Origin of the sequence: Paenibacillus sp. KS-LC4 (assembly GCF_036894955.1) — a bacterium.
Taxonomy (GTDB): Bacteria; Bacillota; Bacilli; order Paenibacillales; family Paenibacillaceae; genus Pristimantibacillus.
Genome location: NZ_CP145905.1, coordinates 4,419,469 through 4,436,055, shown reverse-complemented (window position 1 = coordinate 4,436,055; position 16,587 = coordinate 4,419,469). Strand labels below are relative to the sequence as shown.

Below are 16,587 nucleotides of genomic sequence, written 5' to 3'. Positions count from 1 at the left end.
TTATGCTGAAGGTGACAGCGACTGAATGCTTAGGTCCATGGGGGCATTCCATCGAAGGTCTTACCGCTTACTCGGATATGCTAAAAGCGGCGGAAGAACCAAGCCGGTCGATTGACATAGAACCCGTCCCCGGATTTATTGAATCCGCCTTTAATCCCATGGTGTATCAGATTTTGAAAAAACATGTGGATTCGGGGTTGATTCGCTCACATCAGAAGCTGGCGATTGTGCTCGGCAGCGCATTCGGCGATACGACCACTGCAGATCGGGCAAGTCAGAATTTGCTGCAAGGCAAAGTCCATAATCCTTTATTGTTCTATCAATCTGTTCCTAATTCCATTCTTGGCTACGCTTCCAAGCCATTTGGCTTTACCGGTATGATATCAGCGATTAGCCACTTCGGGAATGGACTTGTCTCCTTACTCGATCTAGCTGATATCTATATGAATCATCCAGATGTTGAGCAGGTACTTGTTATTGGTGTGGAGCTGCAAAGCAGCCGCTCAGACGAACTGCTTGCGGAGCTTGCTCCTTCAGAGCCGGCTTTGCGATCATGCGATCATGCCATCTCACTCTTACTAGAGCGCGTCGAGGGCAATCTTTTTTCAGATACTGACGAGGAGCTTCATATCTATATTGAAGCAGTTGAGAGCTTGACCGAGCCTTTGGGTACCGAGCGGCCTGTACGACCGTTTGCCGGCAATCAAGGGATAGTGGATTTGGTTATAGCCGTCGATCAATTGAAAAAAAGGGAAGTAGCCGCCCCGGTTATTATCTACGATTATGAATTCGGAGGAGGCTGCCATGCTATTAAGCTCAGTTAATAAGCAAGCATTTTATCAGGCGCTGATTTCAAACACAGCAGGGCCCTCTCGATTGGCCATGAAATTTTCTTCCTCCGTAACGTATGGACAGCTTTTCGAGGAAATCGAAAGTGGACGGCTGCGGCTGTCGGAGGCAGGCGTTAAGGAAGGGGATCTCATTGCGCTGCAAGTCAAAAGCTCCCTGACCTTTGTTTATTTATTATTTGCTATATGGAAGCAAGGGGCTCAGGCGATGCTGCTTGACAGCCGTTTGAAACGAACAGAAACCGAGGCGCTGCTTCAGGAGTATGGTCCACACTATTATATTTGCTCAGCCGATCGGAGTCATCCGCTGGCAAGCTTTACTGAAGAAGTTTCCTTCGAAATCGTGAAGCTCCAGCATAGCAAGGACTGCGAGCCCGAAAACGTGCTTCAATTGTTCACATCAGGCTCTACGGGCAAGCCGAAAGCAATCGGTAGAACAGCAGAAGCGATTCTTGGCGATCTGCTTAAATTGACAGCGGAACCTTTGCTGTCACGCGATGATCGTGTGCTGGCCTTGTCTCCGCTTACGCATACATTTGGTTTGCTTAATGGACTGCTGCTGACGTTATACACAGGGGCCTGCTTATATTTTCCGCGAAGTCATCAAAGCCAATCCATCCTTCAGACACTTCGGGAGGAAAAAATTTCGGTGATGTATGGCGTGCCATTCCACTATAAATTGTTAGGACAGGTGCCTGGAATCGAGCCGCTCCCTGAGCTTAAGCATGCTATTTCCGCAGGGGAGGCGCTCTCTTTAGAGGTGTATCAAGCTTTTCACGATAGATTTGGAGTCAGAATCGGCCAGCAATACGGGACGAGCGAGACTGGCGTGCTGACCATGGACTGGGATGGCAAAAATCCAGAGAGTGTCGGTCGCCTGCTGCCGGGAGTAAGCTTGCGGATCGAAAACAATGAAGTGCTGGCGGCATTGCCGGAATCTCCCTATTTGCCTCGCATCGTGAACGAAAGATGGAGCGGGGGATGGTTCAATACAGCGGATACGGGCTCCATAACCGAGGAGCAGCTTTTATATTTAGCTGGGCGAACTGACAGTATTAAGATTATCGGCGGACTTAAAGTGAACCTCCAGGAGATCGAGCTTAAGCTGAAGCATCACCCCAAAATCCGAGATGCGCTGGTCTGTTTGTCAGAGGACAATGAGATTGTTGAAGCTCATGTCGAGCTGCAGGAGTCATTACAGGAATCCAGCCTGCTGGAATGGTGCCGAGAGCAGATGGCCGATTATAAAGTGCCGAGAAGGTTTTTTTGGACAAGCAAGCTTCCAAGAACTTCGACGGGCAAGTTGATTCGAATCAATCCCCACTTGCTGAGGCGTGAGGAGGAGCGGCTTCAAAAGCAACTGTATCAGGAGCCGCAGAAGGTATCCCTGCTGCTGGAGCTTGGAGCTCTATACGAAAAACAAGGCCGGCTGCTGGAAGCGAGCGATCTCTATAGGAGAGCGAAACGTTCTACAGACTCTAGTGATTATAGGCTGAGGATTGAGGAGGATCTTGCGCGTATTCACATTCTCATGGAGCGCGCTGCATTCACGAAGAGAGACTATGCGGCCTCATTAAATAAAGTAGTAAGTATTTATTGCTATGGGAGAAGCGGCACGCATTTGATAAAAAGTCTACTGGATGGTCATCCGAATATTATTTTAACGATGCTGAACGGTACGGAAATTTTTAAGCTGTGGCAATCCACGATCAAACCGTGTGAAGGGAGTATGGACAAGGAGGAAATCGTTGAGGCGATATTCCGGACGTTCCCTGACGAATTCAACGAGGGCTGCATTTTTGAAGAGCCGAAGCAGAACGGGATGTGCGCCTTAGGAGAAGGCAGAGATCAGATTTTCACGATTGACCGAATGCGATTTAAGACGGAGTTTTTGGAAATCACCGAGACGGCTGATCTAATGGATAAAACCTTTTTCTACCAAGCCGTACAGCTTGCAGCATCCTATGCGCTCGGAAGAGCTTATGACTTCACCTCGGAGCTTCCGGTCATTATTGAAGGAGGCATTCACTTCGGCACGAGTGTCGCGGAGACGGAGCAGCTTATTGAGCTTTTTCCCTTCGCTAAATTATTCCATATGATTCGCAATCCCGTTATAGCATTTGCTTCCGCGTTGAACTACCAGTTGCATGCGGGCAAAGCGAGTGTCTACAACCTATGCTTCCAGCTGCAAGGGCTGTTCCATGGCATCCCTGTAGCAGCACGCTGGACGGATCGGACGTATTTGGTAAAGCTAGAGGATTTGCATGTAATGCCTGAGGCTACTCTGGAGCTGATATGCAAGCATTTGGGCATTGAATGGAACGAAAGCTTGCTTCACAGCACGTTTGGCGGCATGAAATGGTGGAACTCCTTATCATCTGAGGTTGTTTCCGGCTTTAATACTCGTACCATCTCGAAATCCTATGATGAGCTATTGTCTTCTTTCGATAAGTTTAGGCTTGAGAGCATGCTTCGGATTAAATACCAGGCATGGGGATATTCCGGACACGACTATTACAACTACGAAAATCTGAGGGAGCTCATGGCATTCCCGTTTAAGTTCGAGAAGCAATATGGGGAGTTTTTAGAGAACCCTTCCATTATTCGTACGATGGTGCATCGTCTATGCATGAAATTACTCGCAGAAGAGCATGAGCTTGGCGACACCGACAGATTGGAATATCAAGTCCAATTATTGTCTGAGCGTCAAGCGGAAAATGCCGTGCGCTAAGGGAGCTGGGTGAGAGTGGATTGATCCTATTTGGTACAAAATCAGAAACGTTGGAGAGGCTTGAGAGACTAGTCAAGTGTGCAATCGTTCTACCCCAGCTTCAATTTACTGCATATGAGTGGCGTTATCGGCAATCGGAGGTTTTAGAAGGTCTGAAGCAGCTTTCATGGTCGGGGGCGCCGCTAATTGTCCGAAGCAGTGCGGCCTGGGAGGATGGGACTGACGCTTCCTATGCAGGATGCTATGATTCGGTTCTTAACGTAAATGGAGAGAGCGAAGTCATACAGGCAGTAAACAGGGTGCTGGCATCCTATCAAGATGAAGCTTCGGTTCATCATGTATTCATACAACCGATGCTTCCAGATGTCGCAATCAGCGGGGTTGCTTTTGGAGTAAATCCTAATAATGGCGGCAATTATATCGTCATCAACTATGATGACGTGAGCGGTGCGACCGATGCTGTCACCTCGGGTACGACCAATCATCTCAAAACCTATCATTATTTTAGAGGGTCGCCGCTGCCAGCGGGGGGGACACTGGGTCAAATTATAGATTTGATGGATGAACTAGAGCAAATATTCGGGACACCCAAGCTCGATATTGAGTTTGCAGTGGACAAGGCAGGCAGGCTGTATCTCTTTCAGGCTCGGCCTTTGTTATTAACCTCCGATTTAGCAAGCCTTGATCAACAATTTGCGATACTAAAACGGATCTATGACAAGGTAGAACAAGGTCAAGCGAGGCAGCCCTACCTTTATGGACACAAAACGGTCTATGGTGTCATGCCAGACTGGAATCCAGCCGAAATAATCGGTATTCGGCCCCGGCCGCTCGCGCTATCGCTGTACAAAGAATTAGTGACTGACAGCATTTGGGCCTATCAGCGGAGTCAATATGGCTATAAGAATGTCAGGAGCTTTCCTTTACTTATTGATTTTGGTGGGTTTCCATATATTGATGTAAGAGTCAGCTTCAACTCCTTTTTGCCAAAGCAGCTAGATGCCGAATTAAGCGAGAAGCTCTTGAATTATTATATGCAAAGCTTAATTGATAACCCGCAAAATCATGACAAGGTCGAGTTTGAGATCATATTTTCTTGTTTTACGTTCGATCTGGACACGAGGCTGGAGATTCTTTATGAGCACGGATTCACTAAGCCGGAATTGAAGCAGCTTAGTCTTTGCTTGAAGGATCTCACGAATCATATCGTATGTACTGAAAATGGCTTGTTGCAAAATGATCTGAGTAAAATCAACGAGCTGGAAGCAAGGCGTTCGGAGCTTCTCGCCAGTTCAATCGACAAGGTGTCGAAAATTTATTGGCTGCTAGAGGATTGCAAGCGCTATGGTACGCTGCCATTTGCCGGGCTGGCAAGAGGGGGCTTCGTAGCTGTACAAATGCTTCGATCCCTCGTCTCCATCGGGATATTATCGGAAAGCGACTACCATCGTTATATGAGCAGTCTAGAGACAGTCAGCACTCAAATCAGTATAGATTACGCTCAGCTAGCTATGGACGATTTTCTAGCTAAATATGGTCATTTACGACCAGGAACCTACGAGATCTGTTCACTTCGTTATGATGAAGCTCCAGAGCAGTATTTTGAATTTTCCTCGTCGAGTGAGCTTGACCGTGATCGTGTCATAGAGAAGCCTTCCTTCACTCTCTCGCTTGCTCAATATAAACGGATTCAAGCTTTGCTGTTAGAGCACGGTCTCTTAGATGGAAATGTGTTGGGACTATTTGACTTTTTTAAGACGGCGATTGAGGGAAGGGAATACTCCAAGTTTGTATTCACAAAAAGCTTAAGCGAGGCCATTCGGCTATTTGGCCAATTGGCGGAGGAATGCGGTATTTCGAAGGAGGAGGCTTCCTTTGCCAATATTGAGGTAATCAAACGGGCTTATGAATCGGATTGCGATATACAAGACTTGCTGCAGGGTAGCGTTAAGGCTGGCAAGCAAAGATATGAGGCGACCTTGCAGCTGGAGCTGCCGCCATTGATCACCGAGCCATCTAATGTGTGGTTTTTTAGTCAACCGGAGCTTGAGCCGAATTATATTACGATGCATCAGGTCACCAGTAAAATTGTATTCTCGCATGAAAATCATGAAAGCTTGCGGGGCAGCATTTTATTCCTTCCGAGTGCCGATCCCGGTTATGACTGGATTTTCTCCAAAGGAATCGCTGGCCTGGTAACGATGTACGGAGGTGTCAATTCACATATGGCTATTCGTGCCGGCGAGCTTTCGATTCCCGCCGTAATTGGAATAGGTGAAAGCATGTATAACCACTACGGCAATGCCAAGGTGCTTGCCATTGATTGCGCAGGGAAAAACATGAGGATCATTCAATGATTATGATTGGCATGACTATGCGTGTCGATGAGCTAGCAAGCCGCGGTGAGCGAAGAGACGCTATTGACCAAAGCTGGATCAGCCTTATAGCCTCCTGCGGCTATATGCCGATTTTGCTGCCGAACCATTTGCCAACGGTTCAGGAGATGCTGCGCAAGCTGCCGATTCGAGGCATGATTTTGACGGGAGGCAATGATCTGCTGACGTATGGCGGGAGTTCACCGGAGAGGGATGAGGTAGAGCGGTTTCTCATTCAATATGCATGTGACAGCGGAGCACCCTTGCTAGGCGTATGCAGAGGCATGCAAATGCTTCAGGATTTCTGGGGCATTGAGCTGGAGAAAATCGAAGGCCACGTTGCATTGCATCATGCTGTGTACACATGTGAAGGCAGCTTGGTCAAAAATAGCTATCACCAGTATGGAGCACGAAGGTCTGTGGAGGAGCTCATTGTAACCGCAAGGGCTGCTGACGGAATTATTGAGGCAATTATGCACAAGGAGGCCAGCATCAAAGGAATGATGTGGCATCCAGAACGGGAAATGCCGTTTGAAGCAAGCGATATGAGCATGATAAAACAATTATTCGGAGGAGAGAATGAGAATGAATAAAATGATGCACGGGGATTTTACTTTGCTGGCCAAACAATACGTCAACAGACCGGGTTATTCAGAAGATGTTCTTCGTGCGCTGATGTCGCATACGGGAGCAGCTAGCGAGGGTTTTGTAGCAGCAGATGTAGGTGCGGGAACAGGAAAGCTTACCGAAATACTCGCTAAGCTCGGAATGAGGGGGGTAGCTGTCGAGCCTAACGATGCAATGCGGGAAGAAGGTATTCGTCTGGACACGTGCAATAATCAGTTTGTTTGGCAAAAAGGTTTTGCGGAGGCAACGGGCTTGGCGAATGATTCAGTAAACTGGGTATTTATGGCCTCTTCTTTTCATTGGACAGATCAAAAGCAAGCGTTAAGCGAGTTTCATCGTATTTTGAAAGAAGGGGGGCATTTTACTGCTTTATGGAATCCGCGGGATATTGAGCGAAATGAGCTGCATCAGCAGATTGAAAGCATAATAAAACATTATGTCCCTGATTTAAAGCGAGTTTCATCAGGCTCGCAGAGCCACATGAGCGGCGTCGAGGAGGCGCTGTTATCGACGGGGCATTTCGAACGCTTAATATTCATGGAGGCTCCTCATACCGTTATTATGACAAAAGAACGTTATTTGAACGCTTGGCGTTCGGTAAATGATATTCAAGTACAAGCGGGGCAAATTCTGTTCGAGAAGATTATGGACGAGATCAGCTTATGCTTAGGCCAGATTGATGAAATTGAGGTGCCTTACAAGACGAGAGCTTGGACAGTCCAAGCCATATAGGAAGCGGGTTGCATGAGATGAAAGCTATTCTATTGGCAGCAGGACGCGGGAGCAGATTAGGCTCCCATACCCTGCATGAGCCGAAATGCCGCACTATGCTGCTAGGCAAACGATTAATTGATCGACAGCTTGAAGCGCTTCGCGAGGCTTCCATTCGCGATATTGCGATCGTCCGTGGATATTTGGCGGATAGGATACAAGTGGCAGGAGCAACATACTTCGAAAATAGGGAATGGGAACAAACGAATATGCTTGCCAGTTTGTGCTGTGCTTCCGAATGGCTAGAGCGCGAGCCTTGCATTGTTAGCTATACCGATATCGTCTATTCACCTGATGCTATAGAGCTTATGCTGCACGCAGATGAAGATGATGATATTGTCATTCCTTATAATATCGACTGGCTTCCCTTGTGGGAAGCCCGATTCCATAATCCGTTAAGCGATGCCGAAACGTTCAGACTGGGAAGCGACAGAAGGGTTATTGAAATCGGCGGCAGGCCAGCCACTCTTCAGGAGGTTGAAGGGCAATTTATGGGGCTGCTTCGGATTTCGCCAAAGGGGTGGCAGAAAATTCGGCAATTTCTCGCCATACAGGATCAAAGCCTAGTGGAGCGCATGGATTTGACAACTCTGCTAGCTGGATTGATCGAACAGGGGGTTGCCATTAAGGCAATTCCTTATCACGGACTATGGTTAGAAGTTGATCACGAATCAGACCTGCTGCTCTATGAGAGCAAGTATGGAGACAGGCTATAACCCTAGAGGGAGGGAATGACGGTGTTTAAACTGGATTTTGTACCCTATAATACGAATCGAATTGATTGCTACTGGAATAATGTTGTTGCTATTTTAATGACAACGAATTCGGCATTCGAACACTTGGTTCCTCTCATTACATCACAATATGAAATAGAGATTCCTAGGCGTGAAGTAATAACCGACGCCGTTTATAAGTATAAACAAGAGAATGGTACATTATTTCCTTATATTACAAGGAATTTGCCAAACGCGTTATACGATGAATATATGCAGCAGGTTGATTTGCCACTCCACAAAGATACAGATGCTATTGAGCTCGTCAAACGTTACTTGCAGGAGGGGATGTATTGTATTCTGCGATTGAATCGTTATCATTTTCCCTTCTGCCCCGAATGCCGTAAAGCGGAATTAATTCATCCCGTTTTGATCTATGGGTATAGCGACGAGTTATCCACCTTCTATATGGTGGAGGACTGTGTTCCGCCAGGAAAGATCGTTAGCCATGAATTAAGCTATCAGGATTTCCAGCTTTCCTACGACTCAATTCCGGCAGATCAGTTGTTTGGATTGGGGTTGCGCGTCATTAAGGAACGACCAGAGCTGCAGTCGTCCTACAAAATTATCCAGTCAAATATAGTTAAGCAACTCTACGGCGAATCTGTAGTGTCGGAGGAAAAGACAACAATGAGAGGGCTAGATGTATTGGCGTACTTCCGAGACCAGTTTGCTGAGATTGCACTCTCTTCCAATGCTATGCACTCCAATATGAGTCACCGACTGTCTTTCTCGTTATTTTATCAGAAACGTAATCTGATGCTTGTTGACTTATTGCAAAATCAAGGTGTGATTGGTTCAAATGACTATGAGGAATTGCAAAAGGGTTTTACTGATCTGCATGACAACTGGACGTTAATCCGAACGAAAGTCGTTCAATACTATGTCAAGTCAGGTCGGCAGGATGCACAAGCTTATGCTTTGTCCATACGACCTTACTTGGATGCTTGCATGAAAGAAAGGGAGCTTCTCATGCAGCTGCTGGAATACTTAAATAGAGCCGTGGAGGAAACAAATTGAACAAATCGGGCCGCGTTTATTGGATTACAGGACTGGCAGGGTCAGGAAAAACCACAATAGGTAAGCAAGTATATACTCGTTTGAAGGAACAAAGCGATGCGGTTGTTTTTCTTGACGGCGATATGCTAAGAGAGGCTTTTGGTCATGATCTTGGCTACTCTACAGCCGACCGACATACAAGCGCCATGCGTAATGCAAGATTGTGCAGAATGCTGGCTTTGCAAGGATTGGATGTAGTGTGCGCGACGATCTCTATGTTCCATTCCTGCCGTGCTTGGAACAGGGCGAATATTTCGAATTACTATGAAATCTACCTGCGCGTATCCAAAGCGACCTTAATTACTCGTAATCAGAAGGAGTTGTATACTGGGGCTTTGAACGGGCAGGTACAGGAGGTTGTTGGGATGGATATGGATTTTGAGGAGCCATCGCAGCCCGATCTAATTATTGAAAATGAGGCAACTGCTTCTTTAGAAGCAACTGTTTCACAAATCTTGAAGCTGCCTGAATAATCGGGATTTGGCGGAGAGACGGGGGAATGAGGTTATGTTGAAGTTTCGATTCTATTCCTTAATATCTCAACAGTCGATTATGATGAACAGGAAGACGCAACGGCCATTGCAGCTAATCCAAGGGGATCAAATCATGCTGCTGCTAGCGCTTAATTCGATGGAGCTTATGCAGGAGAAGCGATCCATTCCTTTGGAGAGAGAGGAGATTGTGCTTGCTACCGGGCCACTGTGCATCGCGCCGCAGCATGATCCTGTGATTAGCTATAAAGGGATTGTCTACAATATAGAAGATGATGCCTCAGACGAGAAAGCGGAGTGTTCCATTTCAATCATTAAACCCGCTGATCGGGAATTAGCACAGCAGCTATTGAAAAATCCGGTTCAGACTGAACAGGACATCCATCTATTAGAGCGGTATCTTCAATTATTCCTCCAGTCAAATTCGGAAAAAGGATGCGCAATGGAATCAGCCCGAAGGTCTTCTGAACAGATCGACAAACGAATAAGCTTTGTATATCGCTATATGCTGCTTCATTATGAGAAGCCGCTTACGCTTCACGACCTTTCGAAATTAGTAGGCTGTCATCCCGTTTATTTGAGCAGCGTATATACGAAAGTGTATCAAGTATCCCCGATGCAGCATTTACAGCAGATTCGCATGAGAAAGGCTAGTGTGTTTGTGCGAAGCACGAATATGAAAATGAAAGAAATTGCTCACTCCATAGGCTATGTATCCAGTTCCCAATTTGGCTCTATTTACAAAAGATATTACGGCGTTTCGCCAAATCGGGATCGCGTAGCTGCCGTGATGAATACAAGCTGGATAGAACCTTATTGAGTTTTGTCTTACGTCCCATTTTTATGGGGCGTTTTTTTGTTGGAATCAGCTTCGTTATCCGATTCAGGCAAACGAAAAAACTCATGATAGGAACGCTAATAGGCTGCATCTAATAACCGAAAATCATCTATAGTTTACTAAGCGTAAACTATAGATGCCCATCTTATCTTTTTTTTTCATATTATGTATAATTGGTAAAGAGATCAGGCTAGACTGCCCGAATAATGGAGGTGTATGCTGTAATGAGGATGAATAATTATTATCAATCGACATCATTATTTATTTTTATATTATTTATAGCAGTTATTCCCTTTATATTCATCTTTTTCGGTATGTCGCATCAAAATTCTGAGAATGAAAATATTGGTGTTAATCAAGCCTATGAGGCTGAACAGCGAAGCCTATCCGATGCAGGCGCACACTCCCTTCAATCATCCAATTTTAACCATTCAAATTCGCTGGAATTAATAGGGAATATAAATTTAAATCTGGCCATGTCGAAGAAGGAGTTAGCTGACTCTGCGAGTATTGTTAATTCCAAGCAGACAGATTGGAAGCTCTATTCGAGTAGGGAGGTTGACGATAATGACACAAATCTATCTTTTTTTTCAGGAAGATGGATGTTGATAGTCGTCTTTAGTATGTTAATGATTTTTGTTGGATTTACTCTTATAAAACATATTCGCTATCAATCGGTACAATCCATCCTTAATAAGCTAGGGCAAGACTCTATTAGACAAAGTGAGGAGGCAGGCATTACAAAAGCGAATAATGAATCTACGTTCATTGAAACGTCATTGGATCAGCATCTTAAGAAGTCCCTAGATTATGAAAGCTTGTTTAAGGAATATAGCCTGCTTCGCCAGCAACGTCTATTTTATGATTTGCTGTCAGCACAGCAGGTTTTGACAGATAAGCAGTTCGAGACCCAAATGACCGCTCTTAATATGCCGTATCAATTCGATCGCCTCAGTGTCATCATCGTTGAAATAGATTACTATTCACGCTTCACGGAAAAGTATAATGCAAGAGATCAGCAATTACTCAAATTTATAATAGAAAACGCATTTCACGATTTAGGACAGCAATGTAAAATTTTTGTTTGGCATGCATGGATGGAGCCTAATCGTATCGCGTTTGTTGTTCATCAATGCAAATCAGAATTATTAGCTGCGAAACCAGCTATAGAGCTTGCGAGTGAATTTCAATCCTGGATTTTGCACAATCTGGAGTTGACGGTAACGATAGGGATTGGAGCGGATTCAGACAGCATCGAGACAATCGCGGAATCGTATCGCAATGCGAAGGAGAATGTTTCTTTAAAGCCTGTTTTTGGTACGAATACGTTGATAGATAATCGGGTAAGCTCAGGAAAAATCAGTCTGGACAAGTACGCCTATTTGCAAGCTATAGAAAATATTGTACACTCGTTCCGCAAAAATGAGAGCGATTGTAATAAAAAACTGACACAACTGTTCAAGCAGCTGAGAGAGATGAGATTTGATAAACATGAGATGCTTGCGTTCGTGAAAAGCTTTGTTATGCAAATGGAGAAAGAAATCAACGTATTGAATCCGGGAATTCAACAGCTATGGAGGAATGAATTTCGTTATAAGTTTACAGAGCTCTGGGCTCAGTCAGAAACGTTGGATGAGCTTGAGAAAGAGCTAATGAGTACGATGCTGGCATTTGAAGCTAGTGCGGAGCAAGATCGTCAGACTAGAAGACATCATGTTATCGCCTTCCAAGCCAAAAGCTATATTGATATGAATTTCGCCGACCCGCTTCTCTCTCTTTCGGGTGTTAGCGCCTATCTTAAACTTCAGCCCAGTTCATTAAGCCAGCTTTTTAAGGAAGAACTAGGGGAGAAATTCATTGATTACGTTCTGAGAGTCAGGCTTGAATATGCAAAACGATTATTATCGGAGACAGATGAACCGATTCAATCCATTGCAGAGCAAATTGGTTATCAGAACGTCATTTCATTCTATAGAGCATTCAAAAAAATTCAAGAAATTCCTCCTGGAGAATATCGGAGCATACACCGCGTTCATTCGAAATGACGAGGAAAGCGAGCTGTTTATTTAAAAAGGAATAGACAAAGCTGAACAAATGGTTCAATTGTTGCCTAGTTCTGCCGAAATAGGTATAAGAGCCTAATTTTGGACATAGCTAGGGAGGACTAGAAACAACAATGAAATCATTAACCCAGTCATCATGGAAAAAAAGGATGCAGCGCATAGCCTTAATCGGAGGTGCTTCCTTACTGCTGCTAAGCTCAGCAGGCGGAGAAACGGCCTACCATTTTGGAGGCTCGGCGTATGCAGCTGAAGCACAGTCAACTGTCAAAAATGTCACGATTACGTATCCGGCCTCAGCCGTAACGGTCGCTCTTAATGAAAGGCTGCCGCTGCTCGCAAAGCTGAAGCTATCAGAGCAGGTGGCATTGCGATATGAATCAGGCAATGGCGCGGTAGCGCGCGTGAACAGCGATGGCGTTATTATTCCTGTCGCTGCCGGGAAGACAAAAATTCGCGTTCTTGTGACGTCCGCTTCGTATAAGGGCAAGCTTGAGCTGCCTGTAACGATCCGCGCGGCATCAACTTCATACAAAGCGGTGGCAGCTTCGAAGCGCGTGTCTGCTGGAGGGCGCTCCTTCACGGTTCAAACCGTGGCAATTCCGAAAGGGATGCCTGTAACAGCGGGTCTGTCTGGAAGAACCGTTGGTTTGACGCAGGGCTTATCCGGCATCGCTTCCTTGTACAATGCGGCTGCGGCCATTAATGGCACTTATTTTGAATCGTATGGCGGCATTCCTGAGCCTTATGGCAATATTATTAGCGACGGCGTTGTCGAGCATATTGGAAATACAGGAACGAGCATTGGCTTTCAATGGGATGGCTCGGCTCTTATGGATACGCTGCAGGTGAAGATGAGTGGCAAAGTAAGCAGCCCCGGGAAATCCTCACAAAGCTGGTATGTATATTTCGTTAATCGGACACCTACTCCAGGCAGAACTGCTGCCATTATGTATACGCCGAAGCGCGGCAGCAAAATCGGCATGAGCACAGGCTCGGCTGTAACGGTCAGCAAGGGCATCGTAACGAAGGTTAGCAAAAATACGAATGTCGATATTCCGAAGGACGGGTATGTTCTCTTCTTTACAGGGGAGGAGGAGTATTTGGCGAGCCGCTTCCAAAAAGGCAGTTATGTTGACTATACCGTCAGCTATAACGATGTTTCCGGCAAAGCGATTGACTGGAGCGAGGTGCATACCGCAATTGGTGCAGGCCCGCGCCTAGTAAAGGACGGCAAGCTGGCGGTTGATCCAGCGAACGAAGGTTTTGTCAGCCCGAAAATTTTAACCGACTCTGGCGCACGAAGCGGAATTGCGATAATGAACGATGGTTCGATTTTGCTAGTAACGGTTCCGGCTGCGACCATAAAGCAATGGGGACAAATAATGGTCAGCCTGGGAGCTAAGCAGGCAATGAATTTGGATGGCGGCGCATCCTCCGGCTTATATGCGAATGGCAAGCAAATTACGCCTGCCGGACGCGAGCTCAGCAATGCGCTTGTATTCAGCTCCTTGCCAAAATGGTAAGGGCTGCTTGAAGCGGTTTGATTGATCGGAAGAGAGCGCAACATGGCAGCAGCATGACGTGAAAAATACGGCCTGCCTCGAGGCGGCAATGGTCAAAAGGGTTCAACGAGACCAGGTCTCGCTGAACCTTTTTTTCATACCTGACGAGCAGGCATTTGTGCGGTAAATTCATTGAGTGGGCTTGAGCAAAACTAGCCTTTCTAGCTTTGCTCCTTTTCTTCTGATTCGGTGGAGAGCACAAATTCATCATCTGCTCCGGGATAGTCGCGCTTCAAATCTGCATGCAGAGCGCGATTTTCATAGCTGAAACGGTTGTTAGGGCGCTGATCTGTGCGCCATGGCGAGCTTTTGCCAAGCGGGATACCGGGTCTCTCCGCTGCGTAAGGCCCTTCTGGAAACTCCTCCGGCACCAGATCATTTCGCTGTGATTCTACGGTTGAGACGTCGGTTGAACGCTTGCGGTCCTCTTCGGTGAAGCCATCCATGTGGATCATCCTTCCTCCTTCCATTTTGCATTTGCAATACTTGCGTTTTCATTGTTCCCTGTTCGCAGGGCATCATGCAGCTTATAAAGCAACTGCTGGTTAATCCGTATTTAAAAGCTTGTCAGATTGAAAAGCATATGATAATATACTGCTAATCGAATATTTGAACGTGAGGAAGCACCTCTCTATCGCTCTGGATGAGCTATGGGGAGGTGCTTTTTTTATGTCCTTTTATTTGAAATTGGAGCAGCCAGGGAGAGATGAAAGATGCAAATTTTCTTTTTGAACACATTTGAAAAATCCTCGATGGAGGAGGGCGTACAAACTGCCCAATTGTCGATTTGTGAACAGGAGGGCATTTGGTCGGTGCTATGGGTCGATGGCGAGCATACGGCAACCGCGCCTGATGTGTGGTATGAAGGCGTTTCCTGGGAGGACATGCTGCTCGCCTTTCGTCATGGCGTGGCGGTACGAATGGGAGATGGCTTTACGCCGGTCATTGAATCTATGCTGGAAGGGCGGCGCCATTCGGGAATGGGCAGCTTGCAGGCTATGGTGCAATGTTATGGCGAACTGAACGCAGATCAAGACCTTTTTGAACAATTAAGAGATTGGCGCAGGGCGAAAGCAGGAGGAGAGAAGAGGTCGGCTTACCTCATTGCAACGAATCGGATGCTGTGGATGTTCAGTACGTTTGTACCGCACACAGCCGAAGAACTGCTGCAAATACCCGGCTGGGGAGAGAGTAAGCAAAATCGCTATGGAGCTGAAATTTTAGCGATTACAGAGAAGCATGGCCGCGAGACAGGCTTTCCGCTTGACTGGGTAGAGCAGCTGCTGGACAAGAATGATTTTACGAGGTGGCTGTATAAGCAGAAGGAAATAAAATTCAAAAGCGAGATGGACAAGCAGCTGCAGAAAAAGCGAATACTCAGCAGTTTGAACAGTGAGGAAACGCTGGAGAAGCTAGGAGCCGACCTTGATCTGTCGCGCCGGGAGGTCATGGACAGAATTGAGCAGCTTGAAATGGAAGGTTATGATGTTGAGCCGCTTATTGCCCGTGAGCTGCTGCAAATGCCGGAATCCGAGCAGCAGCTTGTGTGGGAAACGTTCGAGCAGGCGGGCGACCGCTACTTGAAGCCCGTGCTACAGCAAGTATATGGAGCGGAGGGCGTGAAGCATGAGCAGGTGGATATGCTGTATGAACGGCTGAGGCTGCTTAGAATCCGCTACCGGAAAGCTCAAGCAAACCCGGCTCAAGCTATATAATCTTGGTCTTTGTGATAGCGTATTCATCTAGTACTTTATGGCTGAATGCAGCATAGCTCAAAAGGTACAGCTTGAAAAAAATATCCAAATTTCCTTATATAGCATTTGAAAATGAATATAAACTCATAGGTCTTAAGATTCAAAAATGATAAAAATAGTATACTTGTCCTATTTTTAAAAGTATAATGAGGATAATAAAAAATCGCGATCTTTGTCGAAAAGGAGCGTTTTCCCGTTATGAAGGCTGAGTATATTAACCCGTTTCTGGAAGCGGCAAAAAGTGTAATTGAGCAGGTCATACAGATAAAGCCGTCAACTGGGCAATTAGGCTTGAAGGATGTTAAGTTCGTTGAGAATTACATTTGGATACAAATTGGCCTGAACGGACAAATGAACGCTGATATCGTTTTTGGACTAAGCGAATCGGTGGCGATGAAGATGATTTCGGCTATGATGGGTGGCTTTTCGATTTCTGAAATTGACGAAATGGGCAAAAGCGCCATTTCTGAGCTTGGCAACATGATTAGCGGAAATGCGAGCACGATGCTATCGAATCAAGGCGTTCGTGTAGATATTACACCGCCGAAGGTCGTTCAGTCTGCAGCAGCTGCTGGCTTTAAAGCGCAGCAAGCATTAACCGTTCCACTCATTATGGAGGGAATTGGTGAACTGGATATTCAGGTGCTTGTAGCATCGTAATCGTATCGGCGAAAAACTCCTTAGGGAGTTTTTTT

The 16,587-nt window shown here is 46.1% G+C and carries 14 protein-coding genes; 13 read left to right on the top strand and 1 reads right to left on the bottom strand.

Going from position 1 to position 16,587, the window contains the following annotated elements; genetic code table 11:
• The first annotated feature begins 2 nt into the window (after positions 1-2).
• The 11 genes from V5J77_RS18690 (at position 3) to V5J77_RS18640 (ending at position 14,099) form a co-directional block, all read left to right on the top strand.
• Complete coding sequence (locus V5J77_RS18690) at positions 3-824, top strand: hypothetical protein (RefSeq protein WP_338552325.1); 822 nt, start codon at positions 3-5, stop codon at positions 822-824.
• Positions 805-3,579, top strand: a complete 2,775-nt coding sequence (locus tag V5J77_RS18685; protein WP_338552324.1) for an AMP-binding protein — start codon at positions 805-807, stop codon at positions 3,577-3,579. The genes V5J77_RS18690 and V5J77_RS18685 overlap by 20 nt, the downstream gene beginning before the upstream one ends.
• 20 nt (positions 3,580-3,599) lie before the next feature.
• Complete coding sequence (locus V5J77_RS18680) at positions 3,600-5,936, top strand: PEP/pyruvate-binding domain-containing protein (RefSeq protein ID WP_338552323.1); 2,337 nt, start codon at positions 3,600-3,602, stop codon at positions 5,934-5,936.
• On the top strand, positions 5,933-6,547 hold the full coding sequence (locus tag V5J77_RS18675; protein ID WP_338552322.1) for a gamma-glutamyl-gamma-aminobutyrate hydrolase family protein: 615 nt from the start codon (positions 5,933-5,935) through the stop codon (positions 6,545-6,547). The genes V5J77_RS18680 and V5J77_RS18675 overlap by 4 nt, the downstream gene beginning before the upstream one ends.
• The gene (locus V5J77_RS18670) at positions 6,540-7,313 is read left to right on the top strand and encodes a class I SAM-dependent methyltransferase (RefSeq protein ID WP_338552321.1); all 774 of its coding nucleotides are present in this window, start codon (positions 6,540-6,542) and stop codon (positions 7,311-7,313) included. The genes V5J77_RS18675 and V5J77_RS18670 overlap by 8 nt, the downstream gene beginning before the upstream one ends.
• Positions 7,314-7,330: 17 nt before the next feature.
• Complete coding sequence (locus tag V5J77_RS18665) at positions 7,331-8,068, top strand: phosphocholine cytidylyltransferase family protein (RefSeq protein ID WP_338552320.1); 738 nt, start codon at positions 7,331-7,333, stop codon at positions 8,066-8,068.
• A 21-nt stretch (positions 8,069-8,089) separates the two neighbouring features.
• Positions 8,090-9,145: a hypothetical protein gene (locus V5J77_RS18660; RefSeq protein ID WP_338552319.1), complete on the top strand. Its 1,056-nt coding sequence runs from the start codon at positions 8,090-8,092 to the stop codon at positions 9,143-9,145.
• A complete protein-coding gene (locus tag V5J77_RS18655; RefSeq protein WP_338552318.1) occupies positions 9,142-9,657 on the top strand; it encodes an adenylyl-sulfate kinase in 516 nt (171 codons plus the stop codon). The genes V5J77_RS18660 and V5J77_RS18655 overlap by 4 nt, the downstream gene beginning before the upstream one ends.
• 34 nt (positions 9,658-9,691) lie before the next feature.
• Complete coding sequence (locus V5J77_RS18650) at positions 9,692-10,495, top strand: helix-turn-helix transcriptional regulator (RefSeq protein ID WP_338552317.1); 804 nt, start codon at positions 9,692-9,694, stop codon at positions 10,493-10,495.
• A gap of 242 nt (positions 10,496-10,737) precedes the next feature.
• Positions 10,738-12,558 carry an AraC family transcriptional regulator gene (locus V5J77_RS18645; RefSeq protein WP_338552316.1) on the top strand — a complete coding sequence of 607 codons (1,821 nt, stop codon included), beginning with the start codon at positions 10,738-10,740 and terminating at the stop codon, positions 12,556-12,558.
• A 131-nt stretch (positions 12,559-12,689) separates the two neighbouring features.
• Positions 12,690-14,099: a phosphodiester glycosidase family protein gene (locus V5J77_RS18640; RefSeq protein WP_338552315.1), complete on the top strand. Its 1,410-nt coding sequence runs from the start codon at positions 12,690-12,692 to the stop codon at positions 14,097-14,099.
• Between the two features lie 200 nt (positions 14,100-14,299).
• Here V5J77_RS18640 and V5J77_RS18635 read toward each other — a convergent pair whose 3' ends face one another.
• A complete protein-coding gene (locus tag V5J77_RS18635) occupies positions 14,300-14,584 on the bottom strand; it encodes a hypothetical protein (RefSeq protein WP_338556918.1) in 285 nt (94 codons plus the stop codon).
• Between the two features lie 267 nt (positions 14,585-14,851).
• Between V5J77_RS18635 and V5J77_RS18630 the strand changes: the two genes are divergently transcribed.
• Positions 14,852-15,853 carry an HRDC domain-containing protein gene (locus V5J77_RS18630; protein ID WP_338552314.1) on the top strand — a complete coding sequence of 334 codons (1,002 nt, stop codon included), beginning with the start codon at positions 14,852-14,854 and terminating at the stop codon, positions 15,851-15,853.
• Between the two features lie 237 nt (positions 15,854-16,090).
• Positions 16,091-16,552: a chemotaxis protein CheX gene (locus tag V5J77_RS18625; RefSeq protein ID WP_338552313.1), complete on the top strand. Its 462-nt coding sequence runs from the start codon at positions 16,091-16,093 to the stop codon at positions 16,550-16,552.
• The last annotated feature ends 35 nt before the right edge of the window (positions 16,553-16,587 follow it).

Coding starts and splice junctions, on each gene's coding strand:
- V5J77_RS18665 (WP_338552320.1), top strand. CDS start 7,331: ATGAAAGCTATTCTATTGGCAGCAGGACGCGGGAGCAGATTAGGCTCC.
- V5J77_RS18690 (WP_338552325.1), top strand. CDS start 3: ATGCTGAAGGTGACAGCGACTGAATGCTTAGGTCCATGGGGGCATTCC.
- V5J77_RS18670 (WP_338552321.1), top strand. CDS start 6,540: ATGAATAAAATGATGCACGGGGATTTTACTTTGCTGGCCAAACAATAC.
- V5J77_RS18685 (WP_338552324.1), top strand. CDS start 805: ATGCTATTAAGCTCAGTTAATAAGCAAGCATTTTATCAGGCGCTGATT.
- V5J77_RS18640 (WP_338552315.1), top strand. CDS start 12,690: ATGAAATCATTAACCCAGTCATCATGGAAAAAAAGGATGCAGCGCATA.
- V5J77_RS18650 (WP_338552317.1), top strand. CDS start 9,692: ATGTTGAAGTTTCGATTCTATTCCTTAATATCTCAACAGTCGATTATG.
- V5J77_RS18675 (WP_338552322.1), top strand. CDS start 5,933: ATGATTATGATTGGCATGACTATGCGTGTCGATGAGCTAGCAAGCCGC.
- V5J77_RS18635 (WP_338556918.1), bottom strand. CDS start 14,584: ATGGATGGCTTCACCGAAGAGGACCGCAAGCGTTCAACCGACGTCTCA.
- V5J77_RS18645 (WP_338552316.1), top strand. CDS start 10,738: ATGAGGATGAATAATTATTATCAATCGACATCATTATTTATTTTTATA.
- V5J77_RS18625 (WP_338552313.1), top strand. CDS start 16,091: ATGAAGGCTGAGTATATTAACCCGTTTCTGGAAGCGGCAAAAAGTGTA.
- V5J77_RS18630 (WP_338552314.1), top strand. CDS start 14,852: ATGCAAATTTTCTTTTTGAACACATTTGAAAAATCCTCGATGGAGGAG.